Below are 26,587 nucleotides of genomic sequence, written 5' to 3' on the forward strand. Positions count from 1 at the left end.
ACGTGCGGCGAGTGCCTTATTCATATCACAACCAATTGCCCACCAATACAAATGGTGCCCAATAGAAAGGGTGATTGTACTGAGGCGAGTGTAGTAATTCCAACTGTGCTTGCTGCAAGGCTTTCGCTTTGCTTCGATCTCCCTGCCGCAGGGCTGCATAAAATTCGGCGATCGCATCCACGGTCGAGGCATCCTGAACGGACCACAAGGTGGCAACGGTGCTGCGCGCCCCCGAACGGACGGCCACCCCTGCCAAGCCGAGGGCGGCGCGCTTGTCTCCCACTGCCGTCTGGCAGGCACTCAAGACCAAGAGTTCGATCGGGCGATCGCGGCGATTGCGCAGTAAGGCATCGAGGTCTTTGACGTTGATGCGATCGTCCCAGGTGAGCAGGAAGGTGTCTTCCGAACGCGAGGACAATTGGGCGTGGGTGGCCAAGTGAATCAGGGGGTACGAAGTCTCAATGACGCGCTCCTGTAGGTTATCGCGGGTAAACTCTCCATCCAGCATGACCTCTGTCGGAGTGAGGGCTACAATTCTCGCCATTTCCTCCGCTACCCCTGGCAGAGGCGCAAACCCCTGACGCGATGCGGCAACTCCGGCCGCCAGGACGTTTTGGCGATCGAGGGAGAGCGATCGCGCATCCAACAGGCGCAGCCCCGGCGTTAGGGCTACGGCATAGTGTTCGATTAAGTAGTCTTGGCCATCGTGCAAGGCGGCTACCGGCACGCCTCGCAAGAGCCCGTCCAGAACGAAAACCAGCGTCTCGGTACCGCTGTCTGCGAGTGTCTCTTCGGCAGGCCGCACCAACCAATCGTAAAACTGCTGGTGGGGCCGCAGGGGATCGGGGCTGAAAAAGGCTGGATTGAGGCGGGCAAATAGATCGTCGAAGCTTTGCTCCACCTGCGATAAGCCTTCTGTGTCCCCGGCAAACTCGGTGGCGTAGAACTGCAGCGGTCGATTTGGGACTGACAGGATAACGGCTAAGCGGTGGGGCAACAGGATGGAATAAATCACCGCTGCTTTTGGATCGATGGCATCGATGGATTGCTCTGGGTAGGTTTCGCAGGCTTCGCGGAAAAAGTCATTCAGTTCTGCTAATTGCAAGGCTTCGATCGCCTCTCGGGCCTGCAGCAACTCCTCTTGGCTGGGGCTCTCGGACTGCAGTAACAGATCGACAAATTCGCGGTAAACGGGTTCCACACTATCGCGGAAATTAAACTGAACTTCTGGGGAAACGGCAACCAATTCGGAACGCAGGGAATCTAGGGTGTGGACGGCTAGGTTGTAAGCGGCCATTGCCTGGGGGCGATCGCCTTTTTGCCGGTAGAGGCGACCTAATTGCCATTGCCAGAGATAGGCGGTACTGGGGACATCGAAGGCCGAGATTTGTTGCAGGGCGCGTAGCGTGAGCTGTTCTGCTGTGGCGGTATCGTCGGTTTGCAGGGCAATGGCTCCCAGATAGCCCAAGGCATAGGATTCAGCAATGCGATCGCCCAGTTGATGGGCGCGATCGCGGGCGGTTGCCGCCAAGGTTTCGATCTCGCTCCAGTTCAAGGTCCGATCGGGCGCAGTGTCTGTCGGGGGACTTGAGAAGCTGGGGCACTGTTGCAGGAGGGGAGATTGAGCGATCGCATTCCCGCTCCCTTGCAGGCAGAGGGCCGTTTGGGCGAGGTTGAGGCGGGCATTGACCGAGGCGCTGCTGTCGGGCAGGCGATCGAGGTCCTGCTGCAATTGGGGCAGTTGAGCTAGGAGTGCAGGGGTGGGGTTCGTGCCGGCGGCGAGGGCCAATTGGTTTAGGCGGGCTTGAATCGAGGTGAGGGGGGAAGGGGAATTGGAGGCTTGCTGGTAGCAATGCTTGGCTTGGCGATAGAGGGTTTCTGGGGAGGGGCGATCGAGGGTAGCCCCGCAGATGGGTGAGGGCTGGGAGACGAGCTGCGGTTGATAGAAGCTTGAGGCGGTTTCTGTCGTTTGGCGGAGGCCCAATGCCTGGGCGGTGTTGCCGAGGGCGATCGCCAGCTCTGCTTGCAGATCTGGGTCTCCTAAGTCTTGGGCTAGGGGCCAACTGGCGGTCAAGACTTCGTAAGCGGGTTGCAGTTGTCCGGTGACGCGCAAGATCGTGCCCAAACTGCTCAGTGCCCGAAGTCTGAGGGGCAGGGGGAGATCGGTGGAGTCGGGGGAGGTTAGGGCTGGGCTCTCGGTCAGTTCGCAGCGATCGCCGTTTTTGCCCAAGACCTGTAGCAGGGTGGTGCAGGCACGGGAGTAGAGGCCGAGTTCTTGTTGGGCTCGGGCTTGGTTGATGTGGCTGGCGGCGACTCGCTGGGTGTCGTTGAGGCGATCGTAGGATTGGGCGGCTCTTGCCATAGGTCGAGGGCTACTGTGGGGCGACCGGTGGCGAATTGCAGTTGGGCGTAGCTGTCTAGGCTGGCGGCTAGGAGGCGTTGCTGGGTTGGGTTGGAGTTTTGACGGCGCAGGATCTCTAAGCTTTGACGGGTGGCGGTTTCTGCTGCGGTCCACTGGCCGAGGTGTTGGGCGCTGAGGGAGAGGTTATTGAGGGCCATGGCCTGGTTGAGGCGATCGCCTTTGGCCACAAAGGCTTCGGCGGCTTGTTGCCAGACGGATAGGGCTTTTTGGTATTGGCCGGAGTGGTAGAGTTGTCGGCCTGATTCGGCTAGCTGGATGGCGTTCGATTGGGCGGCGGCGGGGAGGGTTCTCAGATGTCCGACGGTTACTGCGCCGAAGAGGAAGGCCAAGATGGCGGCGATCGCCACTAGAGTTCGCTGCCATCGCTGCTTATTTTTCCTCACTTGCCCGATCTCCTAGGAATGTCGCTGTTCTTATCCCAACTCAATGAGCTACACCAAACTGCTCCAATGCAAGGATTGAAAAGATGCCATCGATGCCATCGATAGTTTAGAGGTGAATCTGGCACTATCGAAGTCTGTCGTTTTAAGTTAGTTTTATCTCCAGCAGCCTCGGAGATATGCATCCAACATTTCCTGCTATGTCTCCGAACAAGTACTGCTGTACGAGAGTAGGCGTTGGGAGGCGATCGCTTTCAATTCCCACTCCACCTCTTCACGGACGGAAGAGCATGTTAGATTGAACTGGTGAGTCGGACGCTTTTGTCCGAAAATAGTTTAATGACGGGAAAAGAACTCATTCAGCGACTCAGAAAACTCGCCAAGCAGCGTGCCTTAGATATGCACCTAGAGAACAAGCGAGGCAAAGGCAGCCACATCACAATTTATTTGAGTGAGAGATATGCAGTAATCCCCGATCTCAAAAAGGAGCTCAAGACTGGCACCCTAACTGCAATCTTGAAACAGCTTGGCATAAGCAAAGAGGACCTATGAATCGATTTTCCTATCCCATATCCTTGTTACCAGAGAAAGAAGGCGGCTTTGTCGTCCACTTTCGAGACCTAGCTGAGGCAATCACTCAAGGTGACACCGTGGAAGAGTGCTTAGCTGAGGCCAGCGATTGTCTAGAAGAAGCGATCGCCGCCCGAATTGACGATCGCCTGAATATTCCTGAACCCTCAGAACTGCAAGACTCAGAATATCTAGTAGCCGTGCCACTGCAGATGGCCCTCAAAGCAGCCCTATATATAGAGATCCAGGCATCGGGCCTGTCCAATACTCGGCTGGGAGAACTTCTAGGCAAAGACGAAAAAGAGATTCGGCGCATCCTCGATCCCCATCACGGCACAAAACTGCAAACCTTAGAGACTGCCCTCTTAGCCTTAGGCAAACGTCCAGAGCTGCACTTGCAGGAGCTGAGATAGCTTGTAAAAAGCTAGTCATCAGAAAGCCGATAGATTAACTGAAAAATATAACCCCTGCTCCTGAAGGGTCCGATCGCGATTCGGCCTCTCCAACAACGGCACCCCCCAATCCAACCGCGCACTAAAGCGATCGCCCATCCGCAACTGCGCCCCCACCCCCACCCCCAACAACTCCGGCTCATCCGGGTCGAGGCGATCGCCCACATTCCACCCCACCCCATAATCAATAAACGGAATCAACTGCAACACCCCATCCACCGCCCCCAGCCGCAACACCGGCAACACCGTCTCCGCCGAAATCGACCAGCCCGCATCCGTCAACAACACATCCTGCCGATACCCCCTCACACTATTCAGCCCCCCCAAGCCAAACTGCTCCTGCACCAACAACGGTCGATCCGCCAACTGCAAATTCGATCGCACCACCAACAACGTCTCGGGAGCCAACCGCCGCACATACTGCGCCTGCCCCCGCCAAGCCAAAAACTCACTATCCGGCGCAGCCGCGTTATCCGTCGCCCCAAACCCATTCACCCCCACACTCAACTGCGAAAACGCCGCAAACACATCCCGCGCACTCCGCTGCGTCCACTTCTGAGACAAGCGCAAAGCCGCCACCCGCGTCCGCCCATCCTCCTCCGCCCCCTCCGACAGCGGAAACTCCACCCCCAAAATTTGCGTCTTGCTAGTCTGACTCGACAGCGCCAGCCCAACCGCCAACTCCCGCGTCGGACTTTCGCCTCCTCAATCCGCACTGATAAAACACTCGACTCCGGGCGAGTTCCCGCCGACAACTCAGCAGACACAGACTCAATTAGCGGATCTAACTGCAACAGTTGTAAAGCTTCCAGAACTCGATCTTGATTGAGCGCCCCCGCCGTCCCCAGCTCCAAGCGACTGCGAATGTATCCCGTCCGAAGCCGCCGATTCCCCGTCACCTCGATCGCCTCTAACTCCCCCTCCACAATGCGTACCGCCACCACCGCATTCGTCGGCGACAGCGTTTGATTGGCAACAATCACCGCCCCAGAATTCAGATAACCTGCCCGCGCATAGACCCGTTCGATCAGCTTTTCAGCTTCGAGCAACTCCACAAACGACAGCGATCGCCCCAACAGATCCGCCAATATCTCTGAGAGCTCGCGATCGCTAAAAGCCGTATTGCCCTCAAATTCAAACCGCTCGACCGTAATACTGACCGGACCGAGCAAGTCACTCGCAGAGACAAAAGCTGGAGACTCCGCCTGCAGATCTGGAGCGGGAGATTGAGCCTGAAGGCAGGCCGAGATCGAGTCTCTACAGTCACTGACCGTCTCAGCCCACAGCGCCCTAGGACAGATGCAATCAACTCCGGCAGCCAAGGCTAGAAAAAGAGAGCAAAGGGTTTGCAAGCCAAACTTATTATCGGCATTTTGCTCTAGCACTGTATTGTTTGTGTCTTTTAGGTTTTAATAAAGCAATCATCAACTGAAATTTAGGGTTATGTCTGTACACAGAATACTGAAACAAGGGCCAACTAAGGCGTAAAGTGATCGTTTAGTCACCTTTCTTAAATTTAAAGATTAATTTATACAAATTATACTGAGCCGGTCAAGCGCTGCCTTCGCGATTCAACCACTGAGATTCAAAATATATCTTGTATAAATTGCAGCTACATACGGGTTTGCCGGCATCAACGGCGATCAAGCCCATACTGCTTAAACGATGGAAAATTTGAGGCTCTAAGTGGGGAGGGTCGGTCGCCATCAGAATTGAACGGAGGGCATGCGTTAACTCCGGCTGCTCGTTCAACGCGACCCAATGGCGCTGCAAATGATAGTGATAGATGCCATGATTGGTCGCAGCAGTCTTGAGTAATTCCGGCAAGCTGAGTTCTCCACGACTGAGATGATAAATCGCCGCATGTACTAAGGCAGGTTGCCCCCCTAGCATCTCAATTAAACTGCTGGACTCTGCCAAACTTAAATCGAGCTCGTAGAGTTGAGCCAACTGCTGGAGTTCGTCGAGGTTAAAACAGGGTAGTTGAATGGGCAGCCCAACATTGAAAGGGGATTGATGGTAATTCAGCGGAATGTATACCTCTGTGGAGTGAATCATCACTATCTTCAATGTTTTCCAAATTTGAATCCGCTTAGATTCTTCATACCACGATCGAATCAGAGGCAAAAAATCCTTGGCCACTTCGGGATACTCGAAAATCTGGCTGACGCGATCGAGCACTAAAATCGTAGGGGATTCAATTCGTTCTAAGATCTGCTCTTGAAGATAGAGGGTGCTGCTCAGCTTACTCCCCATCTCTTCATTCCAGTAGGTGTCGAGACTCGAATCGAGCTGAAGCTGGCGAGTGATATTGACGCACAGCCAGCGTAAAAGCCGGTCCAGATTGCTCAGGATGCTGCTGTCTGCCTGTTCGAAGTTTAAGTAGACAGAGAGATAGCCTTGCCGACTTAAAGAAGCTAAAACCCTCAGTACCAACGAGGTTTTTCCCATTTCCTGAGGGGCTTTAATCCGAACTAAAGCCCCTGGCTGACCGAGCTCTTCCTTAATTTTGGCTTCAATCGGAGTACGCTCCACATAAAACTTCGAGTCGATCGCCACCGCACCACTGGGATAACTCGGCAAACTCGCCAAATCGCAATCTGAAATTGCTACAAGCGGCTGTTTGACTGGCGCTCGAACCGTCTGAGAGAGCGGTGTCGCGATCGCCATAGCATCCCCCCGCGCAGTTTCCTCCCTTTCCCAGCAACGCTTCAAGGCTTCTTTAAAGTTACTCTTGCGAACCCGTTCTCCCAGCGCATCGGATAATAACTTCCACAGTTTTGGTGCGACATCCTGACTGATATAGCGTGTAGAATACTGTGCCTTGGCTGCTATTTGGTCGTAGTCTTCCCGGTTCCAAGCCCCTTTGAATATCGCTGTCTCGATATCGGTTAAATGCCGATTGTTCGCTCTAAACACCACCTGATTGGCAACAGAGAGTGCGGTCTCTAAATTAAAAGCAGTCATTGGCTCGGGATGCGCGATCGCCATTAGCCTACCACTCGGAATACCTGAAATAATCCTGCGCAGAAAAAGTCAGAGACGAGAGAGAGGTAATGTCTGAACTGCTTGATATACCTTGCACTCAGCCCCCTAAATCCCCCAGGATGGGGGACTTGTGCGAGAGCCTCTGCTTCGTTTCAGGACTTCAAGTCGGCGATCGCAAACACTACCATAGAGGTACCTACCACAGAACAAAATCTCCCCACTGCTATGGGACACGCCTCGCAGCCCATCTACTGCGACCACCAGGCCACGACACCCCTCGCCCCCGAAGTCTTGGAAGCCATGCTGCCTTACTTTGGGGAGCAGTTTGGCAACCCCTCCAGTCAAACGCACGTTTATGGCTGGACGGCGGCGGCAGCAGTCGAGACTGCCCGAGAAGCGATCGCCACAGCCATTAACGCTGAACCCACAGAATTGGTGTTTACCAGTGGAGCCACTGAGGCCAACAATCTCGCCATCAAGGGAGTGGCTGAAGCCTATTTGCAGCAGGGTCGCCACCTCGTAACCGTGGCCAGCGAGCATCGAGCCGCGCTCGATCCCGTGCAATATTTGGGGCAATTGGGGTTTGAAGTGACGATCCTGCCCGTGCAGCCCAATGGGTTGCTGAACTTAGAAACGCTGGCAGAGAGCTTGCGCTCGGATACGATTTTGGTATCTGTGATGGCGGCCAATAACGAAATTGGCGTCTTGCAACCGATCGCCGACATCGGCCAGCTTCTGCGCGACAAGGCGTCAGCAATAGGACACAAGCCCCTCTTCCATACCGATGCAGCCCAAGCCCTGGGCAAAATCCCGCTGGATGTGGAAGCCCTCGGCGTCGACCTCATGTCTATTACCGCCCACAAGATTTACGGCCCCAAAGGGGTGGGGGCACTCTACGTCCGTCGCCGCGATCCTCGCGTCAAGCTCGCCCCCCAACTGCACGGCGGCGGCCAAGAACGCGATCGCCGTTCCGGCACCCTCAATCCCCCCCTGATTGTCGGCTTTGCCAAAGCGGTGGAGTTAGCGCTGGCGCAGATGGCAGCGGAACAGGAGCGCCTGCGGCAGCTGCGCGATCGCCTCTGGGAAATACTCTCGACCCTAGATAACATCACCCTCAACGGCGCTCTAGAGCCCAGACTGGCAGACAATCTGAATGCGAGCTTTGCAGGCGTGAATAGTTCGGCGCTGCTGTTGGGGGTGCGAGAGGTGGTGGCGCTCTCCTCTGGATCGGCCTGCAGTTCGGCTCGTTCCGCCCCTTCTCACGTCTTAACCGCTTTGGGGCGATCGCCCGAACTAGCTCGCGCATCGCTGCGCTTCGGGCTCGGTCGCGGCACTACGCCAGCGGAGATCGAACAGATCGGCAATTGTGTTGTAGATACCGTGCGATCGCTGCGTCAGGCCAACCCGACGGCACTCTCCAGCAAGGCATGAATCGATCCCTCAATGATTTGGGAGAGGTATTTAAACTCTGCCCTAAACCACAGAAATGGTTCGAGACTGGGTGTATCTACGAAATTGTTTTGTAAAAAATCACGAGAGAAGCCTTTCTACCAACATCTAAGGGGTAAGGTTAGCCAAATGAGGTCGCTCATCCACCAACGATGCGTCGTTCGTTCAGCGTCAAACTAAGGACTGCTATTTCGCTACTAACCGTTGGGCTGACGAGCGTCAGTGTATTTTACGTTTATTTCAATACCCGAGCCCTGATCCTCAAGCAAATTAACGATCGGCTCAAAGACATGGCCCATATCGGGACATTTTTGATTGATGAAGAGCTGCGGGAGAGCCTTGTCGATCTCAAAGCCCGAATCGATCGCGACTCGCAAGTCACCGCCGCAGACATTGCCAAAATTCCCCCCGGCGGATTTCTCAATAGCTTGTCTCCCGAAGACATCGAAACCTATCACCAAACCCCTGAATTTCAGCGCCTCACCCAAGTGCTCAGAGTTATCAACCGCGCTAGCCGCGATCGCATCGAGCCTCTCCAAGACAATTACCCCCAAGAATTTCTCGACTACCCCAGCGCCGTCCTACCCTATCTCGCCATCACCACCCCCGAATCTCCCGATCGCAGCACGATCAAATTCATCGCCTCTTTTGCCCCAGAGCCAGAAGGGGAGGACTGGCCGGGAAATCCCATTGGCAACTTGTATCGACCCACATCCCCTATATTTGCGGATGCCTTTGAAGGGGAAAGTCAGGTGTCGCGGTCGTTTTACTCCGATAGCTTCTATACGTCCACCACCGCCGCTGTCCCGATTAAAGACTCCACTGGAAGCACCATCGCTGTATTGGGTCTGGACCTGCCGATCGCCAGCGAATACAACGCTTTAGTGCGCCTGCGCTTCATCTGCATCGTCATCATAGCTCTGAGTTTCGTCCTCTCAATTTTGCTGGCAGCGGCGATCTCTCGCGGGATGAGCCAGCCCCTACAACTGCTGGCAGCAGGGGTCCAACAGGTGCGAGAGCGCGACTACAGCGGCACGATCTCCCTCAATACGGGGGACGAACTGGAGGACTTAGCTAATGTATTTAACAGAATGGTGCAGGATATCCGCACCTATGCCACCACTCTAGAATCCAAAAACCGGCAACTCGCCCACTATTCCCGCACTCTAGAAGCAGAGGTAACGGCTCGCACTATGGAGCTACGCACTGCTAACGAACAACTGCAGTTACTGGCTACCTCAGATGGCCTCACCCATTTGGCCAATCGCTATTTCTTCGACCGCGGCATGGACGAAGCTTGGCAGGAGGCCAGCCATCGCAAAACTCCCATCACGCTGATTTTATCGGATGTGGATTATTTCAAGCGCTATAACGACACCTACGGGCATCAGGCGGGGGATGACTGTTTGCGGTTGGTCGCCGGACTCATTCAGGAGGCGGTACCGGAGGGGTTGGGGGTGGTGGCTCGTTACGGTGGGGAAGAGTTTGCTATTTTGCTGCCCTCTGCTGGACCGAAGGAAGGCTTGCGAATTGCCAAGGGTATTCAAAAGTCGATCTCCCAAGCGAAGATTCGCCACGAAACCTCTTTAGTCGGGCCGTTTCTCTCCATCAGTCAGGGGGTAGGGACCGTCATTCCCGTCAGGAGCGACACTCCGACGACTTTGATCGAGATGGCCGATCGGGCACTGTATCGGGCAAAGGCTGAGGGGCGAGACGGCATTGTTGCAGTTCAAAACTATGAGGTGGTGTGAATCGAGGTGGTGTGAATCGAGGTGGTGCGATCGGGAAGTTCAAAAACTAAGCCGCCTCAGCAAGCGCTGAGGCGGCTAAAAGAAGATATACAAGCCAGTTGTTTTATGGAATGAAGTCAACCGGCGGCATTGAATTAGAATCAAACTTTATGTCAATTAGAGTAAAGGAAAATCCCGGCCAGATAAAGCTATTTAACGATTCTTTACGATGGTGTCGCAGAGTACTGAAATTAGTCTCTCTCAATGGAGTGAAGCGATCGAGCGGAGCGGAGGCGGCTTGCTGACAACAGCCGCTCGGGCATTCTGAGGGAGGTGGTTTTGCGCAGATAGCGAGGAGAACCTCGTGACACACTGAGGCAAGCAGGAGGCTAGTGAAGCGATGGGCTGGAAACGTTGGCTATTGGCAGCAGGTGTAACGACAGGCTTGGCGATCGGGGGGAGCGGACTCGCTGGTTGGTTGGGCTGGCGCTATCTCTCTGCCCCAGTGGCGGATGAATCAGCACCGGCAGAATGGGTTCGGGTCGAGGTCACTTCAGGCAGTAGCGTGCGTCAGATCGGTCGCCAGTTGGCAGCAGCAGGGGTGATTCGATCGCCTCGGGCCTGGGAACTGTGGATGCGCTGGCAAGATCTAGAACCGAAGGCGGGCACCTACGATCTCGATCCCCGTTGGACATTACCCGACATTGCAGCGGCGATCGACAGCGGTCGCGGCGTAGAAGAGCAATTTACGATCCCGGAAGGATGGCGCATTGCCCAGATGGCCGACTATTTCGAACAACTGGGCTGGTTTGAGGCCGAAGCGTTTGTGGCCGAGACCCAAAACACCCAGCGACCCGACTTGGCTTGGTTGCCCGCCGAATTGCCCAGCCTAGAGGGCTGGTTGTTCCCCAATACCTACCAAATCCCCCTCGATCGCCGTACTCCTGCCATGGCGGTCGACATCATGTTGCGGCAGTTCGAAAGCGTTGCCTTGCCCTTGTACGAAGACTACGCTGCCCGACAGCCCGAGGGCGATCGCCTTTCGCTCTCCGAATGGGTGACTTTTGCCAGCATCGTGGAAAAAGAAGCCGTCTTGCCCTCAGAGCGCCCCGAAATCGCCGGGGTATTTGCCAATCGACTCGAACGCGGCATTCCCCTCGCCGCCGATCCCACTGTCGAATACGCCTTTAACATTCGCCAAACCCCCGATCGCCGTTTAACCTTTGCCGAAGTCAGACAGCCTTCCCCCTACAACACCTATATCAACGCGGGCCTGCCGCCGACGGCGATCGCCAGCCCCGGTCTGGCCAGCCTGGAGGCCAGCCTCAACCCCGCCGCCACTCGCAACCTCTATTTCGTCGCGCGCTATGACGGCAGCCACGTCTTCAGCGAGACCTTAGCGGATCATTTGAAGGCACAGCGACAGATTCTTGAGGGACGGCGGGGGGAAAGTTAAGTTCGAGCGCGCAGGCACCCTACAATCAATTGGCAAGGAACCGCTTTCAAGCAATTGTGAACTCGATTGAGCGACTGATTCAGCTTCTCCAACCGGACATTGTGGTGGGGGGTCCCGCCACCCAGTTGCCTGCAGAAGTGCTGATTCGGCGGGGGATTCGCGGCGTCATTCTCGACATCGACAACACGATCGTGTCGGCTGCAGAGCCCGATGCCAGTCCCGAAGTGAAGGCATGGCTGGTGCAGATGGGAAACCATTTCCCCATCTGGCTAGTGAGCAACAACTGGAATACCCGCCGCATCCGTCGCATTGCCGCAGATACCGATCTCCCCTACATCAATCGCGCCATCAAACCCTCCCGCCGCGCGCTGCGTCGGGCGATCGCCGCGATGGATCTGCCCCCAGAAGGGGTCGCGATTGTGGGCGATCGCATCTTCACCGATGTGGTTGGGGGCAATCGCCTCGGCCTCCTAACCGTGTTTGTCGACCCCCTGTGCTCTCGACGCCGACCGCGCTGCTCGTTCGAACGGACCTTCTCGTTACTTTGGGGGATAAATCTAAAGAAAACATTATGAAGTATTTGCTCTCCCTTATTTTTCTGAGAAATTATTTGTGGTTTAAACGGAGCCGCCCCTCGATAAAGGCTCTGAAGTTTCAATCCCTGCCCGATATATACCCTCGCAAAGTAACTCCCTCTGATGGCAGAGGGAGTTGCTGTTTAAGCAGGATCGCAGCTCGACTTCGGCGGATCGGCTGGCGACATTCCAAAAAACTAGATAGCAGTTCTGCAGCTGTCAGACTAGATTCCGGCAGTTTCACAGGAGGCGCGGGGGCAAGCGATCGGCGGTACTATTGCGGTGGATGGGCCTGTCTGCACTAGACGCTCCTGCCTGCGCATATCTCGATCGCTCCCCCTTCCAGTCGAGCGCGCCCCTCATACCCTTGCAAATTCATGCACGCTCCGAACCTGCACCCGAAAACGGTTGAAGAGGTGCGGCAAAAGGCCGACATTGTCGAGGTCATTGCCGAAAAGGTCGTGCTGCGCAAGCAGGGCAAAAATTATCTGGGGCTCTGCCCCTTCCATCAGGATCGCAAGCCCAGCTTTAACGTCAGCCCCAGCAAGCAAATCTATAAGTGCTTCTCCTGCGGCGAAGGGGGAGATGTCCTGCGCTTTGTCATGAAGCAAGAGGGTCTCTCCTTTAGCGATACAGTGCTGCAACTGGGTCGCCGTTACGGAGTGAACATTCAGACCCAGTCCCCCGAGAAAAAACGCGAGTACGAACAGTTTGTTTCCCGACAAGACAAGCTGTTCGAGATTTTGTATCTTGCCACAGATTTTTACCAGCACGTCCTGCGATCGCCGCAGGGGGAGGCCGCCCGCCGCTACCTCGACAAGCGCCATATTTCGGCAGAGACTCAACAGACCTTCCAAATTGGCTTTGCCCCTCCGGGCTGGCAACCCCTCTACGAGTATTTAGTCAACCAAAAGCGGTTGCCGGTCAAGCTGCTGGAGGATGTGGGCTTGGTAACGCCGCGATCGAACGGTCGGGGCTATTACGATCGCTTCCGCCATCGAATTATCCTGCCAATCTTCGATGCTCGCGGTCGAGTGATTGGCTTTGGCGGTCGCGCCATGGGGGACGAACAACCCAAATACCTCAATTCGCCCGAGACTGAACTGTTTGACAAGAGCCAAGTGCTCTACGGCCTCAACTTTGCCCGCGATGCGATTTCCAAGCAAGATCGAGCGGTGGTGGTGGAGGGCTATTTCGATGTCATTTCCCTCCATCAAGCGGGGATCGAGACGGCGGTGGCGGCCTTGGGGACGGCCTTGGGACCGCAGCAGGTAAAGCAACTCCTGCGCTACAGCGAATCGAAGCAGACGATTCTCAATTTCGACGCGGATGCAGCAGGGGTGAAGGCTGCCGAACGGGCGATCGCCTCCCTCAAAGATCTGGCTCGACGGGGGGAAATTCAGTTGCGGATCTTGACGATCCCGGCTGGCAAAGATGCAGACGAGTTTCTGCAGGAAAACAGCCGCGAGGCTTACGAGCAATTGATTCGGGACGCCCCCCTGTGGGTGGACTGGCAAATTCAGCAAGCACTCGCCGATAAGAAACTGTCCAATCCCGTCCACTTCCAGCAGGCCAGTCAGGAGGTGGTGCGCATTCTGTCAGACTTGACCGATACCATGATGCGATCGCATTACCTGCATCGGTCGGCAGAGCTGCTCAGCCGGGGCGACGGACGCTTGGCGCTGCGGCTGGAAGAAGAGTTGCGTCGCAACGTGCGCACCTATCGCTGGCGGGGCAAAGATAAACCGGTTTCAGAGCGAGCGGGCCGGTTGCAGACTTCGGAGGGGCAACTGCTGCAGATCTATCTCCACTTTGCCGAGCACCGCTGCACCATCCGCGCCGAGATGGCCGAGCGGGAGTTGCAGTTTAATTTGGCCCACCACCGCATTCTCTGGCAGAAGATTCTAGAGTTAATCGTTCACCAAGCGGCAATCGAGCAGCAGGAAGAAAGGTTGCTCAATTCGTTGCGGGCCAGTTGTGCCCACGACGAGCAATTGAATCAGCGGCTCAGCCACCTACTCTGGCTGGACGAGAATACCCGCGTGGCTCTCATGCGCCCCAAAATGGTGGTGCGGGCGGCGATCGCCAATATGGAACTGGAAATTTGCCAAAAGCGCTATCGCTACTGGACGCAGTTGTGGGATAAGGCTTATACCGATGGCGATACCGACCTCGCCCGCATGTACCAAGGTCAAATTCAAGCGGAACACCAAAAGATTCAGACTCTGCAGAAAGCTGCTCAGCTCACCTTTGAAGAACTGGTGCAAACGCCGCTGCTGGACGGCCAGCTCTAGAACTTTAAGAACTGGGATGACTTGTCGGCTTTCGCTCCGTCACTTGCTAGGCTGATGGCTGCTGGTTTGTAGGGATAGCGATGTTGAAGTTCGAGCGGGTACTGGGGTTTGGCGCGGCTGCACTCTTAGCGGCGGTGGGCTCGGCGGCTTACCCACAAGTGGAAGTGTCAGAAGTGTCGCAAGTGTCGGAACCGGAAGGGATTGCAGCGATCGCCCAAAACACCGATCGCTACACCCCCAAGATCTCTATTCTGTCTCCGCAAGCGGACGCAACCTATCCCAGCACGAGCGTGCCTCTGGAGATTCGAGTGCAGCGATTCCCGCTGGGCCTCGATGCCGACTTGGGCATCGGCATGCATCTCAAGGCGATCGTGGACAACCGAGAACCCATCGATATCTACGATTTGTCCGAACCCCTCCTGCTCGACCTCGGTCCCGGCACCCACACCATTCGAGTCGTCGCGGCCTCCCCCTGGAACGCCAGTTACCGCACCCTCGCCTCTTTCCAACACATCACTTTCCATGTCGAGGAAGCAGATAGCCAAAATTCCCCGCTGTTCCAACAGGGCACCGCACTACTGACCCTCGTCTCCCCCAGCGGCTCCTACGGCGCCGAACCCATTCTGTTGGATTACCTCGTCGATGGGGTCAATCTGGGAGCTGCCCGAGTGCGCTACACCCTCAATGGCGTCAGTACTGTCACCACTGACCGCCAACCGGTGTATCTGGAAGGCTGGCAGCCAGGGGAAAACAAACTGGTTGTCGAGCTAGTGAAGTGGGATGACCATACGGTGTTTGACAATAACGGTACCGGCTACAACCGCGTCGAGCGTACCATTATCTACAATCCAGACGGCTCCGATACACTCTCGCAATTGGTGCGAGGGGAGTTAGCGCCGATCGATGTCAAAAGTATTCTCGGCCCCGACCCGATCGTCTATGACGAAAACGGCAACCCTCAATTGTTGAGGTGATTGCCGGTTGACGCTCGCGAACTGAAATCGCACCGGCAGAACTGTCTTCCGAGCCCTGGTAGGAACTGAGGCGAATGGCATGAAAGTGCTATCGCGCCTCCCAATGGAGACTTAGCCGGTGGATGGAACAGTCCCGCAGAGGAAGCTCCCTATTTAAGTGCCATCGCTAAGGCCGGGAGAAATTGCTCCTGAAGGGGGTACAGGCATTTAGCCAACATCCGTAAGATCGTTGAGACGTAAAGAAATCTGTCACAAATACTACTCAAGCACCGAGACTCTATAAGATCGAATATAAAGACGGCCTTAAGCATAACCGCTTTACTTCTATGCCCGTATCGAATACACCTTGTCCTATCGCTCGCAAGTTCTGGCCTTTTATCGGAAAGGCCCGCTAGCCTGCGATTGAAGTTTGACGATACCCAGCCTGTGACAATGCTGCAACCATAGTTCAGCTTCGTGACTTGGCTCATCATGCTTAATAACTGAGTATTATCCGAGCCTCGTCTGCTTTGGATAGAACTCCAACTAGCGAATTCAGTTCCATGAATCAGCATTCTTTTCTTCCCATAGCTGTTGGTCTGTGCGTTTCAGCCGTTGCTTTGACGCAGTGGCAAATCCTTAGGGAGCGTAGGAGCAAGCATATCGAGAGCGAAATTGAGCTGGTGCTTGCCAGCATAAACGTCGAGCTAGTCGAGCACCTCGAGAAGAGAACCCTCGCTCTAGAACAGATCGCTGAACATTGGCAACTGCTCGGTCAACCTACACTGCAGAATTGGAAAGCTGAAGCAGAACAACTTGTTGAAGGCTTTGGAGAATACCAAGCCATTGCTTGGGTGGCTCCTGTTGCTGTTAACACGCAACCCCAACAAGTTCGAGAATTCATGCTTCGAGAAGAGGTGCAGACTATTTTCCCCGGGACCGATGCGAGTACACCTGATTTACTGACTTCCATCCCAACCGCCTTGGAACAGTCTTCTGAAGAGTTTATTTTCAGATCGTTCGATCGTCAGGAATTCTTCTCGGACGTAACCGATCGAGTATTGCGCAATTTCTTCGACCAATTTTCTGTGGCTATATATAGAGAAGATACCGAACTCTACCAACATGGAGACCAGTCGCTCCTAAAACGCTGGATCGCTGAGGAGCTTTTTGAATTTGAGGGACTCACGTGGCGCATCCAGGTGTGGCCAAAGGCGCAGTATTTTGCCGAACGCCATTCAATCTTACCTGAAGCCTTGCTGGGTCTCGAACTATTGCTGGCAATGATGCTGGCCTGGATCGTTCATCGAGATCGAGCCGCTCGGCACTTGAATGCAAACCTCGAAAAAGCAGTTCGAGACCGCACTGCTCGACTCCAGCAAGCCCTGAACTTTGAATCCGCCCTCAAAGGCATTACCGAGCGAGTACGAGACAGTTTGGACGAAGAACATATTATCCTTACAGTCCTGCAGGAATTGACGGCTACCCTCCAGGCAAACTCGTGCAATATTGTGTTTTACGATGAGGCCCAGACTCAAATTAGGGCTGTCTACCAATATCCCGAACAAAGTCTTTCTATTGTCCGCCCGCTCAAAGAAAGTATCTCCAAGCCCTCGCAGGAGTTTCAACCACTACCGACCAGCCAATCGATGCAATTTTGTCAGTTGGAGAGTCCCTCGCGCCAACAGCGCAGCACCATTCTTGCCTGTCCAGTGTTCGGTGAACGGCAGATTTTACTGGGGGATATCTATCTGCGCTGCCCGCTGGAGAAATCTTTTACTCAGACAGAAGTTCGTTTGGCGGAGCAGGTGGCCAGCCAATGTGCGATTGCGATTCATCAAGCCCGTTGCTATCGTTCTGCCCAACAGAAAGTAGAGTGGCTCGAGCATATCAATCATCTTAAAGACAACTTTCTCAACACAGTATCTCACGAGCTTCGCTCTCCTCTCACTAACCTTCGAGTGGCATTGTACATGATGTCGAATGCTCCTTCTGAAGATAAAAGACAGAAATATTTTCAACTGGCATTAAAGCAATGCGAGCGGGAAGTCGAGCTGGTCAATGACCTTCTCGACCTTCAACGGATCGAAACAAGCCATTACGAACCCGAGTCAGAAGTGATTGATGCAGGTGCTTTTTTGCACGATATAGCTGAGGCTGCTGAAATTAGGGCGTTTGAGGATGGCCACGAGTTTTTAATTGATGTATCGGAAACCTTGGGTTCTTTGCAAACTGACCCCAAGTATTTAGCAAGTGTCGTTAGAGAACTTCTCTCTAATGCCAGCAAATACACTGCTCCGGGCGGAAAGATTGAACTGCGAGCGAAGTGGATGGAAGAAGAGCTCGAGATCTGTGTGGCGAATACAGCAGAGATTCCAACTGAGGCTTTGCCCCATTTGTTTGAGAAGTTCTATCGCGTTCCTAGAATGGATCGCTGGAATAAGGGTGGGACTGGTTTGGGACTCTCTTTAGTAAAGGAGATGGTAGAACAACTAGAGGGTAAGATCGCGGTTGCACGCCAGAAAGATGTAACTGCTTTTATCGTTTGTTTGCCCCAGCTGAATACAAGTAGGAATGCGGCCTTTTCTCGCAAACCTTTAGTAAGACAGTCTAGCGACCCGAATATTTTTGAGGCTGGCGAGCTTTTGGCCTTAGGATGTCAAACCAGTGGTTAATCCGCAGCAAAAATACCGAAATTTCCCGTAGATCCGAGCGGGTGCTGGGGGCTAAGTTAACCCTGAAAGCAGGTTCGCTGAGAACCGTGCCAGCCCCATCATTTCAACATCGCTCGATCGCTTATCCAATTATTGAGCCTGCCTGTGACCTTCCAGCTCGAATCCTACTCGGCCAATCCAGCGGCAACTGCAGCGCACCCCCCGGATTGGAGCCGGTGGCGATCGCATTTCGAACAGAATCGGTATCGTCCCTTCCCCGAGGTTGAAACAAGCGTCGGAGTGCCTCTCCCTTGGCGCGCACCATTGGCCTGCGCTCTGGCAAAATTTCAGCTAGGCGAAGCGGGGGAAGGACGCATCGCTCGCGAGATCGACCGGGTCTGTATTGACACCATCGACCGCGACTATCGGGTTGCCCTCAAGTTATTTGTGGCGGAAGAGGGGAGACACGGGCGCATTTTGGCGGAGTTGGTGCAGCAGTTAGACGGTCAACTGCTCGATCGCAGTTGGATCGAAAGCGGGTTTGTGGCGGTACGGCGACTGGTGGGAATTCGCTTGAAGTTGATGGTATTACTGGCCGCTGAAGTGGTGGGCATTGCCTTCTATCGGCTCGTGGCAGCGCCCCTAGAGGAGGGTCCCGCGCGCTCGGCGCTGGAGGAGATTGTGGCAGACGAACAACACCATCTGGATTTCCATTGCGACTTTTTCCGCACCCAAATACAGCATTGGTGGGGACGGGCGGCGTTTCGAGTCAGTTGGTCGCTGGTGGTTCTGCTGGCTTCGATGGCAGCGATCGCCGAATTTCATCGACCCCTGCAGCAAATGGAACAATCGCCTTTGAGGCTGGCCTCCCATTGCTTGCAGCTCGCGCGGCAGGTCTCTCGGGCGATTGACGGCAACGGGGAGATGTAACTGATTCCGGTCTCGATCGGCTATTGATGGTGGGGGCAAAAATTGTCATCATGGAGACTTACTTGCACCTGCAACTTCTCTATGGTCGCGCCTTCCCCATCGGCATCTGTGCTCGTGCCCGCCCCCGCCGCAGTCTATCGCGGTTGGGATATCACCATCGATCGCGCCGCTGACATTGCCCGACTGGCGGTACGGAGATCTGGAACAGAACCCACAATCGCTAGAATTTTCTCGATTGGCGGCCAACACAGTCTCGACCTCGTGTGCCCCTCTCTCGAACGGGGATTCGAGCAATGCAATATCGCAGTGGAACATTGCTGGAGCGATCGCGGCTCTGACTGCAGCGAGTCAGAGCTGGCCCGACTGCGATCGCAAGCCAGCGACTTTGGGGCAACGGCGATTGTGGGCATTGGCGGAGGCAAGGCGATCGACACCGCCAAGCTCGTCGCCCATCAACTACAGCTCCCCATCGCCACCATTCCCACCGCCGCCGCCACCTGTGCAGCCTGGACAGCCCTGTCAAACGTTTATTCCAATAGCGGCGCCTTTCAATACGATGTCCCCCTCGATCGCGCCCCCGATCTACTCCTGCTCGACTACGCCTGGATTCAGACCGCGCCGCCCTCTACCCTCAAAGCCGGTATCGGCGATGCCCTAGCCAAATGGTACGAAGCCTCAGTCAGCAGCAGCAGTTCTGAAGATGCCCTGACCATCGCCGCCGTTCAACAAGCGCGCGTCTTGCGGGATTTGCTCTTGCAAAAGTCAGTTGAGGCGATCGCCTGTCCCGGCAGTACTGCTTGGGTGCAAGTGGTGGATGCCTGCGTTTGTTTGGCTGGAGTGATGGGGGGCTTGGGGGGAGCGAAGTGCCGCACGGTGGCTGCCCATGCCGTTCACAACGGGCTGACCCATCTGGTGGGTCACAAGCGGCAATTACACGGAGCCAAAGTGGCCTTTGGCATTTTGGTGCAGTTGCGTCTCGAAGAAATTTTACAAGGGCGAGCCTTGGCAGCTACTGCTCGCCAGCAGCTCATCAGCTTCTACAAGCAAATCGGCCTGCCCGCCACGCTAGAAGCCCTGCAGGTGGAAGCGTTACAGGAGGGGGACGATCGCTCGACCCACTTGGCAAGCGTGGCCCAAATTGCCTGTGCCCCCAGCTCGGACATTCACCACCTTCCCTTCGCCGTTACGCCTGAAGCTCTCGTGGTGGCCATGACCACCACCCATCTTGCCGTGTCCGCCTGCGAGCGACCGATGTTGTCCACCCCCTAAGCGGATCTCTTCCGATACGCGATCGCCATGACCGATTTGTTTACTCCGGCTCAGCGTCTCAACAAGCTGCCCCCCTACGTGTTTGCCCGTCTCGACGAACTCAAAGCCCGCACCCGCGAGCGGGGGCTAGACCTGATTGACTTGGGCATGGGCAATCCCGATGGCCCCACCCCCGCTGCAGTGGTGGAGGCAGCCCAGGAGGCGATCGCCGATGCCAGCAACCACGGCTACCCCCCGTTTGAGGGCACGAGTAATTTCCGAGAGGCGATCGCCAATTGGTACTACCGTCGCTACAGCGTTCAACTGGACCCCAACGGCGAAGCTCTGCCCCTACTGGGCTCGAAGGAAGGGCTCACCCACTTGGCTTTGGCCTATGTCGATCCCGGCGACATCGTGCTGGTGCCCAGCCCAGCCTACCCAGCTCACTTTCGCGGTCCTTTGATTGCTGGCGGCAACGTCTACCCGATGGTAATGCGTCCCGAAAATGACTGGCTGATCGATCTGAGTGAAATTCCGCCCGAAGTGGCATGCAAAGCCAAAGTCCTCTATTTCAACTACCCCAACAACCCCACCTCTGCGATCGCCCCCCGCTCTTTCTTTGAAGAGATTGTTGACTTTGCCCGCACCTACAACATTCTGCTCGTTCACGATCTGTGTTACGCAGAACTGGCCTTCGATGGCTACGAGCCCACCAGCTTGTTAGAAATCTCTGGCGCGCGCGAGCTGGGTGTCGAGTTTCATACTCTGTCTAAGACCTATAACATGGCCGGTTGGCGGGTGGGATTTGTGGTGGGCAACCGCCAAATTATTCAAAGCTTGCGCACCCTCAAAACCAACCTGGACTACGGCATTTTTGCGGCCATCCAAACCGCTGCCCAAACCGCCCTCAATTTGCCGGATTCCCATCTCAAAACGGTGCAGCAGCGGTACAGCCAGCGACGGGATTTTCTGATTGCAGAATTGGCAGAATTGGGCTGGGATGTGCCGCCTTCGCGCGCCACAATGTATTTGTGGATTCCCACGCCTCGCACGGCTGAGGGTCAGGCTGAGGATTCCACGGATTTTGCGCTGCGGGTGTTGGAGACTACGGGTGTGGTGGTGACGCCGGGTAGTGCGTTTGGTGGCGGAGGCGAAGGTTACGTGCGCGTTAGTCTGATTGCCGATTGCGATCGCCTGGGGGATGCTATGCAGCGTTGGGCCAAGGCGGGCATTCGCTACTCGCGATCGCGAGCTATCTGTGAGTGAGCAGTCGGTGAAATTGCATGTCGGGCAGGTTGAAGGCATCGCGCGTGGAGCGGCCAAAAGTCCTGCTGAACTAATGGCGGGGATTAGTCATCCCGCCCTAGCTCGAATTGTTGGGATTTCAACGCTTCTAAAGGGCATAATCTGACCTTATGTCCCCTGGTTCTAGAACACCACAGATGGCAGATTAAAATTTGGATAGCTACTACCTACAGTGTCGCAGCGAATAATAGACACCATATGTATTCAGAAATCAAGTTCTCAAGCACTATATATGGAAAATCATCGAACCGTACGTTATGTGTCGAGCTTTTCCACCATCAAATATGGGCCCACTTCGTAGTAAAAGTATTACCCACAAAAAGCCAGTTTTGAACTTTTTCCCGAACCGCTACCTACAAGAACATATAGCAATATAAACCTCATCCATGTTGAGACCTGGAGTTTTCAGACATTGCACTCGGCCCCCTAAATCCCCCACCAGTGGGGGACTTGTGAGAGTCTGTTGGCTTCGCTCTATACCTTTAATGACCGTGATTTGCCGGTTCGTCTTCCCCGTCTCAAAACCCCAGCTAGCACTGTCGCCAAGTCCCCCAGAATGGGGGATTTAGGGGGCGAATGCAGTGCTTAACAGCGTTAGTGAGGGAGACTAAAAGGTGCCTCATTAAAACTACAGGTTTCTGACTAGACTTGGTTTATGATTCATAATTAGTTACTTTGGGAAAAATAATGAAGAACTCGTGGTAGCTCGACAGCTTCAGGAAAGCCAAAACGTATGTTTCTAGGTCGTTCCTATTGATTGTTGTCTGTAAAAAGGGCCAAATCAGGTAGCTAAGCAGTTGAAAGCGATGGAATTTTGGGCGAGAGCTGACATGAATGTTTATGTCCTTAATGTTTCTCTCAGGAAAGAAAGATGTTGACTCGAGATACGGACAAAGTATTGAGCTTACTGCTCATGCGTTTTGACTTGTACCCCAATTCGGCAATTCCTGTAGCGGAAGCTTGGCTAGCCAAACGTTCCGACCGCTCTTGGGACGATCTAGCACAGTTTATTATCGAGGACAGGGTTGTTTATGAAGGGGGAGTGCTGATTGACCAGCCCTTGCAGCAGCAACAGAAAAAGAATTTTCAAAGAATTTACCGAGGTCGTTTACTTTGAATGATGAATGACTTTTCTGCCAAAATATGACACGACCTATCTCAGGTGGCAAGAGGGGACAGATAGTGCCTTGGGGCAAGCGGGATAGCCAAAATTATAGCGAGAAACGCGATTTCAGACTCAGGTTCTACAGTTTCTGGGTTTTTGAGGCATCGCCAAAAGCTCGGAAGAGCCAAGTCTTGGCCCCCTTGCAATTAGTCTATTTTGCGTTGCTTTACAAGCGGCTTCTCAGAGGTGATTGGTTCCACTGGAGCGATCGAGCGGAGGCAAGATGACCCGAAAACAGGTCTGGTTGGAACCACTTTCTACGGTGATGGTGCCGTTGAGCCGAGTGACGAACTTTTTCACCAGGTTCAGCCCCAATCCAGTGCCCCGCTTACTCCAGCGATCGCCCTTCACTGCCCGATAAAAGGGTTCGAACAACTGGGCTTGCTCCTCAGGGGCGATCTCGGCCCCCGTGTTGCAAATCCGAAACTGAATCTGTCTGTCTGCGACGGGGGATGAGTCAGCAGTATCGATACCGGAGGCGACGGATAGTATCTGGTTGACCTCGAGATGAATCTGCTCGCCAGCAGGTGTGTATTTACAGGCATTGTTCAGTAGTTCGGATAGGATTCTGCGCAACACTGAAGCATCTGTCACGAACGGCGGCACATCGGGCGCAATCTCCACCTCGAAGGTTTGCTGTTGCTGGCGTGCCCGTTCCTCCAGCCCATAGGTGACTTCAGCCAGCCAATCCTGCAGTCTGATTTCAGTTAAATCCAGGGCATAGGCATTTGCATTGAGCTGTTGCAGGTCTAAAAGGTCATCGATCAGATCCCCCTCCTCTTTGCACTGAGCTTGCAAAATATTGAGATAGCGCTCCACCCGCTCGGTCTCGGGAGTGTTGCTAGCCGCGATAACTTGCTGCTGTTCCAGAGTGATGCGTAACATGCGGCTTGCCATGTCGATGCTGGTTAGGGGGGTTCGCAGTTCGTGGGAGACCGTACTCAAAAAATCATCCTTGATCGCGTTCAGCCGCTGTAATTCTTCCATGTTGTGGCGCATGTCGAGTTCGACTTGCTTGCGATCGCTAATATCGGCGATCTGAAGCAGGTTCATCACCGTATCGGCAACGCGAATTTGTTTGGCAGATAACCTGCCCCAAAATGGCTTGCCCTTGAAGGTGACATACTTGATTTCCTGGCTCCAGACCCCGTCCCGATCGAGGGCGGCGCGCATGGCGGCCATCTCATCCGGCAGCAAGGGGTATTTGTGCGAGTGGTCTGCCTGGGTGCCGATCGTCTCTGCTTTGCTGCTGGCTTCGAACAGTTCAACCGCCCGCTGGTTGCAATCCATCACCTGCCAAGTGGAGGCATCGACATTGAACAGGGCATCGGTGGATTCTTCAAAGATCGCCTCTCGCAGAGCGCGGTTGCGAGAGAGTTCTAGATCCATCGCCCGTTTGCGCTCGGTAATGTCTTCAATGATAGAAATACCAAACTGAAAACGACCTTCGGCATCGCGAATGATGGAGGTGAACAGATTGCCCCACACGATCCGTCCGTCTTTGCAGACAAAACGCTTTTCCAGTTGAAAGGCATCGCGATCGCCCCTGAAGCACTCATCGAGCAGGCGCTGTTCTGCAGGCAGGTCTTCAGCGAGGGTAATGTCGGTGTAATCGAGCTGTGCCAGTTCGCCAGCAGTGTATCCCAAGAGGGCTTGCAGGGCAGGGTTGGCGAGGGTGAGTTTGTAGTCGCGCAGGAATGCGATCGCAATCCCAATTGCCGCATTCTCATAGATGGCCCGAAAGCGGGCTTCACTGATGCGCAGAGCGTCTTCTGCCTGCTTCCGGTGGGTGATATCTTGAAATGTGCCTACCAGGCCAACAACGTTGCCTGCCCAGTCTCGCAGGGGGATTTTGTTGGTTTCTAACCATCTCTGTTGGCCATTGGGCAAGTTCGCCGTTTCTTCGATCCCCAGTTGGGCTTCGCCAGATTCCATCACCCGCCAATCGTCGGCACGGAAAGCAATTGCATTAGCTGCCATCAATGGCAAATTAAAATCAGTTTTACCAACAATCTCGGTTGTAGACTGCAAGCCAAGTTTTTTGGCAAGCTGCTGGTTGCATCCTAAATAGACAGCTTCGCGATCCTTCCAAAATACGCAGAGTGGGAACGTATCGAGCACCGTTTGAATAAACTGCTGAGATTCTCGCAGAGCTTCCTCAGCTTGTTTGCGATCGCTGATGTCTGAGACCGCCGTTGCCCAAACTACATCGCCATTTGCCAGTCGTTTCGGCCTACCGACACCCCGCACCCACTTCTGGCGCTGACTCAAGTGGGTTGTAATTCGCCATTCCCAGATCCAGGGGGTCAGCGCCCGAGCTGATTCCACTATCGACGCCCGCAAACCGGACACATCCTCGGGATGAACTGCATCCCAAAGAATTTGTGAATTTTGCTCGGCAACGCGAGCGCTAACTTCCCAGAGCTCAAAGCATCCCGAACTCATGTAGCTGACTCGATCGGAGCCGTCAGGATGCAAGACGTAGCGAATAATTGCTCCCGGTACGCTGGTGGTGATGTCGCGCAGATAGGCTTCGCTTTCGCACAGGGCTTCTTCGGCTTGTTTGCGATCGCTAATATCGGTAATGGTGCCCACATAACCGATCGCATCCCCATCGGCATCCCGTTCCGCGACAGACTGTCCGTATACCCAGGTCACCTTGCCATCGGGACGTTGAAAGCGATATTCGAGCTGAAAGGGCCGATTGTCTCGGGCCGATCGATACCATTCGGCGGCAACCCGGTCGCGATCGTCGGGGTGTAGCCCTTGTCTCCATCCCTCCCCCGCCGCTGCTTTGGGGCTAAGTCCGGCCATCTGGCACCAGCACTCGTTGACATAGATGCAGTGTCCCAAAGCGTCGGTGCGAAAAATGCCCACTGGTGCTGCCGCCGCCAGAGTAGCATCTAGTTCTAGCTGCAATTTTTCCCGCTCAGCTTTAGCCCGCAGAGCAGCAGTTCGGGCTTCTACCGGTCGTTCCAACTGGAGGGGACGACTTTGCAGCCGTGTGCCCTTCTCGGCCTCTAGGCGCTTCACCTTTGCCGCCAACGCCTCCGCGAACTGGTAGAGCTCCAGAGGGCTGATGGCTTGTAGCAAGCTGGTCTGGGTAACGATGCCCAATAGCTTCCCTTGCTCTCCCGTCACCGCCAGTTGATGGATGCAGTGTCGATCCATGCACTCTTGCGCAGTCGAGAGAGATTCTTCCGGCTCGACTGTAGGGATCGGCGCCGCCATCATCGATCGAGCCGTGTAACTTTCTAAGCTCGAACCTAATGCCAGAAACTGCACCAGATCCCGTTCGGTCAGAATGCCGACTGGAATTTGTTGGGGGTCAGTGGGGCTGCCGCCAGGTTCCACGATCGCCACAAAACTAACCCTGCTTTCTGCCATCTGCCGAGCGATGGTCAGCATCGAACTGTCTGGGGCTGCACAAATCACCTCGCGATCTATCACCTCCACCACTTGACGCAACCGCAACAGATCGAGCGATCGCAAGACTGGTCGCAGGCTTTCGCGAGCTACCAATCCTATCGGGCGATCCGCTTCATCCAGAATGGGTAAATGACGAATGTGGTGCTGTTGGAACAGGGAAATTGCCAAAAATAAATCGTTGAAGGCAGACTCGCGCAGGCTGACAGCGGGATGCGACATGACCTGCCGCACGATCGAGCGATCGAGGGGCTGCTGCTGGGCAATCAGATGCACCACATCCCGCTCGGTCAGAATGCCGATCGCCTGCCCATCTTCCACCACCAGCACGCAACTCGACCGCGCCTCTCGGTGGAGGCCATCCAGTCGATCGGCCGCTGTTTTGGTGGTGCTGTGGAGCGCTCGCACGCCGTTCATTTGGGCGATCGCCTCCATCACCGTCGTATCGGGCGAGACCGCCAAGGGCTCCCGAACGATGGCTGACTTCAGTTCTAATTGTGGAAGAAACATAGTGCGAGTGAAGATGGGCTTGTTGAAGCTTTATCTTTAAAATTCCTCTCCAGCAACCGGCGCAGAACTTACGCAATGCT

Annotated in this window: 20 protein-coding genes; 13 read left to right on the plus strand and 7 right to left on the minus strand. The window is 54.9% G+C overall.

Annotated elements, in window-relative coordinates:
* Positions 1 to 25: 25 nt before the first annotated feature.
* Together SYN7336_RS32380 and SYN7336_RS32385 are read right to left on the minus strand one after the other, a co-directional pair.
* Positions 26 to 1,297, minus strand: coding sequence for a CHAT domain-containing protein (locus SYN7336_RS32380; RefSeq protein ID WP_227498682.1), 1,272 nt, complete (start codon positions 1,295 to 1,297; stop codon positions 26 to 28).
* Between the two features lie 902 nt (positions 1,298 to 2,199).
* On the minus strand, positions 2,200 to 2,805 hold the full coding sequence (locus SYN7336_RS32385) for a tetratricopeptide repeat protein (RefSeq protein WP_051039827.1): 606 nt from the start codon (positions 2,803 to 2,805) through the stop codon (positions 2,200 to 2,202).
* A 396-nt stretch (positions 2,806 to 3,201) separates the two neighbouring features.
* Between SYN7336_RS32385 and SYN7336_RS33050 the strand changes: the two genes are divergently transcribed.
* Positions 3,202 to 3,354: a type II toxin-antitoxin system HicA family toxin gene (locus tag SYN7336_RS33050; RefSeq protein WP_227498683.1), complete on the plus strand. Its 153-nt coding sequence runs from the start codon at positions 3,202 to 3,204 to the stop codon at positions 3,352 to 3,354.
* On the plus strand, positions 3,351 to 3,785 hold the full coding sequence (locus tag SYN7336_RS16255) for a type II toxin-antitoxin system HicB family antitoxin (protein ID WP_017327010.1): 435 nt from the start codon (positions 3,351 to 3,353) through the stop codon (positions 3,783 to 3,785). Before SYN7336_RS33050 ends, SYN7336_RS16255 begins: the two co-directional genes overlap by 4 nt.
* Before the next feature lie 18 nt (positions 3,786 to 3,803).
* Here SYN7336_RS16255 and SYN7336_RS32030 read toward each other — a convergent pair whose 3' ends face one another.
* The 3 genes from SYN7336_RS32030 to SYN7336_RS16270 form a co-directional block, all read right to left on the minus strand.
* The gene (locus SYN7336_RS32030) at positions 3,804 to 4,403 is read right to left on the minus strand and encodes a ShlB/FhaC/HecB family hemolysin secretion/activation protein (protein ID WP_227498524.1); all 600 of its coding nucleotides are present in this window, start codon (positions 4,401 to 4,403) and stop codon (positions 3,804 to 3,806) included.
* Positions 4,328 to 5,146 carry a POTRA domain-containing protein gene (locus SYN7336_RS32035; protein ID WP_227498684.1) on the minus strand — a complete coding sequence of 273 codons (819 nt, stop codon included), beginning with the start codon at positions 5,144 to 5,146 and terminating at the stop codon, positions 4,328 to 4,330. The genes SYN7336_RS32030 and SYN7336_RS32035 overlap by 76 nt, the downstream gene beginning before the upstream one ends.
* A 229-nt stretch (positions 5,147 to 5,375) precedes the next feature.
* Positions 5,376 to 6,815: an AAA-like domain-containing protein gene (locus SYN7336_RS16270; RefSeq protein WP_156820183.1), complete on the minus strand. Its 1,440-nt coding sequence runs from the start codon at positions 6,813 to 6,815 to the stop codon at positions 5,376 to 5,378.
* 222 nt (positions 6,816 to 7,037) lie between these two features.
* Between SYN7336_RS16270 and SYN7336_RS16275 the strand changes: the two genes are divergently transcribed.
* The 4 genes from SYN7336_RS16275 (at position 7,038) to SYN7336_RS26290 (ending at position 12,022) form a co-directional block, all read left to right on the plus strand.
* The gene (locus SYN7336_RS16275; protein ID WP_017327012.1) at positions 7,038 to 8,243 is read left to right on the plus strand and encodes a cysteine desulfurase family protein; all 1,206 of its coding nucleotides are present in this window, start codon (positions 7,038 to 7,040) and stop codon (positions 8,241 to 8,243) included.
* Positions 8,244 to 8,413: 170 nt separating this feature from the next.
* Entirely contained in the window at positions 8,414 to 10,012 is a 1,599-nt protein-coding gene (locus tag SYN7336_RS28165) for a GGDEF domain-containing protein (protein WP_051039829.1), read from the plus strand.
* Positions 10,013 to 10,391: 379 nt separating this feature from the next.
* Positions 10,392 to 11,447, plus strand: a complete 1,056-nt coding sequence (gene mltG / locus SYN7336_RS16290) for an endolytic transglycosylase MltG (protein WP_017327015.1) — start codon at positions 10,392 to 10,394, stop codon at positions 11,445 to 11,447.
* 56 nt (positions 11,448 to 11,503) lie between these two features.
* Positions 11,504 to 12,022, plus strand: a complete 519-nt coding sequence (locus SYN7336_RS26290; protein WP_017327016.1) for a YqeG family HAD IIIA-type phosphatase — start codon at positions 11,504 to 11,506, stop codon at positions 12,020 to 12,022.
* A gap of 240 nt (positions 12,023 to 12,262) precedes the next feature.
* Here SYN7336_RS26290 and SYN7336_RS32715 read toward each other — a convergent pair whose 3' ends face one another.
* Positions 12,263 to 12,385: a hypothetical protein gene (locus SYN7336_RS32715; RefSeq protein WP_255346676.1), complete on the minus strand. Its 123-nt coding sequence runs from the start codon at positions 12,383 to 12,385 to the stop codon at positions 12,263 to 12,265.
* Between the two features lie 14 nt (positions 12,386 to 12,399).
* Here SYN7336_RS32715 and dnaG point away from each other — a divergent pair, with 14 nt between their 5' ends.
* From dnaG to SYN7336_RS16340, 7 genes are all read left to right on the plus strand, one after another.
* The gene (dnaG, locus tag SYN7336_RS16300) at positions 12,400 to 14,316 is read left to right on the plus strand and encodes a DNA primase (RefSeq protein ID WP_017327017.1); all 1,917 of its coding nucleotides are present in this window, start codon (positions 12,400 to 12,402) and stop codon (positions 14,314 to 14,316) included.
* Positions 14,317 to 14,396: 80 nt separating this feature from the next.
* Positions 14,397 to 15,290: a hypothetical protein gene (locus SYN7336_RS16305; RefSeq protein WP_017327018.1), complete on the plus strand. Its 894-nt coding sequence runs from the start codon at positions 14,397 to 14,399 to the stop codon at positions 15,288 to 15,290.
* Between the two features lie 662 nt (positions 15,291 to 15,952).
* Positions 15,953 to 17,944 (plus strand): ATP-binding protein, encoded by a 1,992-nt coding sequence (locus tag SYN7336_RS28170; protein ID WP_017327020.1) that lies wholly within the window; start codon positions 15,953 to 15,955, stop codon positions 17,942 to 17,944.
* A gap of 144 nt (positions 17,945 to 18,088) precedes the next feature.
* Positions 18,089 to 18,853, plus strand: a complete 765-nt coding sequence (locus tag SYN7336_RS26300) for a ferritin-like domain-containing protein (RefSeq protein WP_017327021.1) — start codon at positions 18,089 to 18,091, stop codon at positions 18,851 to 18,853.
* A gap of 81 nt (positions 18,854 to 18,934) precedes the next feature.
* Complete coding sequence (locus tag SYN7336_RS16325; protein WP_026101076.1) at positions 18,935 to 20,122, plus strand: iron-containing alcohol dehydrogenase; 1,188 nt, start codon at positions 18,935 to 18,937, stop codon at positions 20,120 to 20,122.
* A 27-nt stretch (positions 20,123 to 20,149) separates the two neighbouring features.
* Entirely contained in the window at positions 20,150 to 21,367 is a 1,218-nt protein-coding gene (locus SYN7336_RS16330; RefSeq protein WP_017327023.1) for an aspartate aminotransferase, read from the plus strand.
* Between the two features lie 910 nt (positions 21,368 to 22,277).
* Positions 22,278 to 22,523: a hypothetical protein gene (locus SYN7336_RS16340; protein ID WP_017327025.1), complete on the plus strand. Its 246-nt coding sequence runs from the start codon at positions 22,278 to 22,280 to the stop codon at positions 22,521 to 22,523.
* Positions 22,524 to 22,751: 228 nt separating this feature from the next.
* Here SYN7336_RS16340 and SYN7336_RS16345 read toward each other — a convergent pair whose 3' ends face one another.
* Entirely contained in the window at positions 22,752 to 26,507 is a 3,756-nt protein-coding gene (locus SYN7336_RS16345) for a PAS domain S-box protein (RefSeq protein ID WP_017327026.1), read from the minus strand.
* Positions 26,508 to 26,587: the final 80 nt, after the last annotated feature.

This window comes from Synechococcus sp. PCC 7336 (genome assembly GCF_000332275.1).
Lineage (GTDB): Bacteria > Cyanobacteriota > Cyanobacteriia > Thermostichales > PCC-7336 > PCC-7336.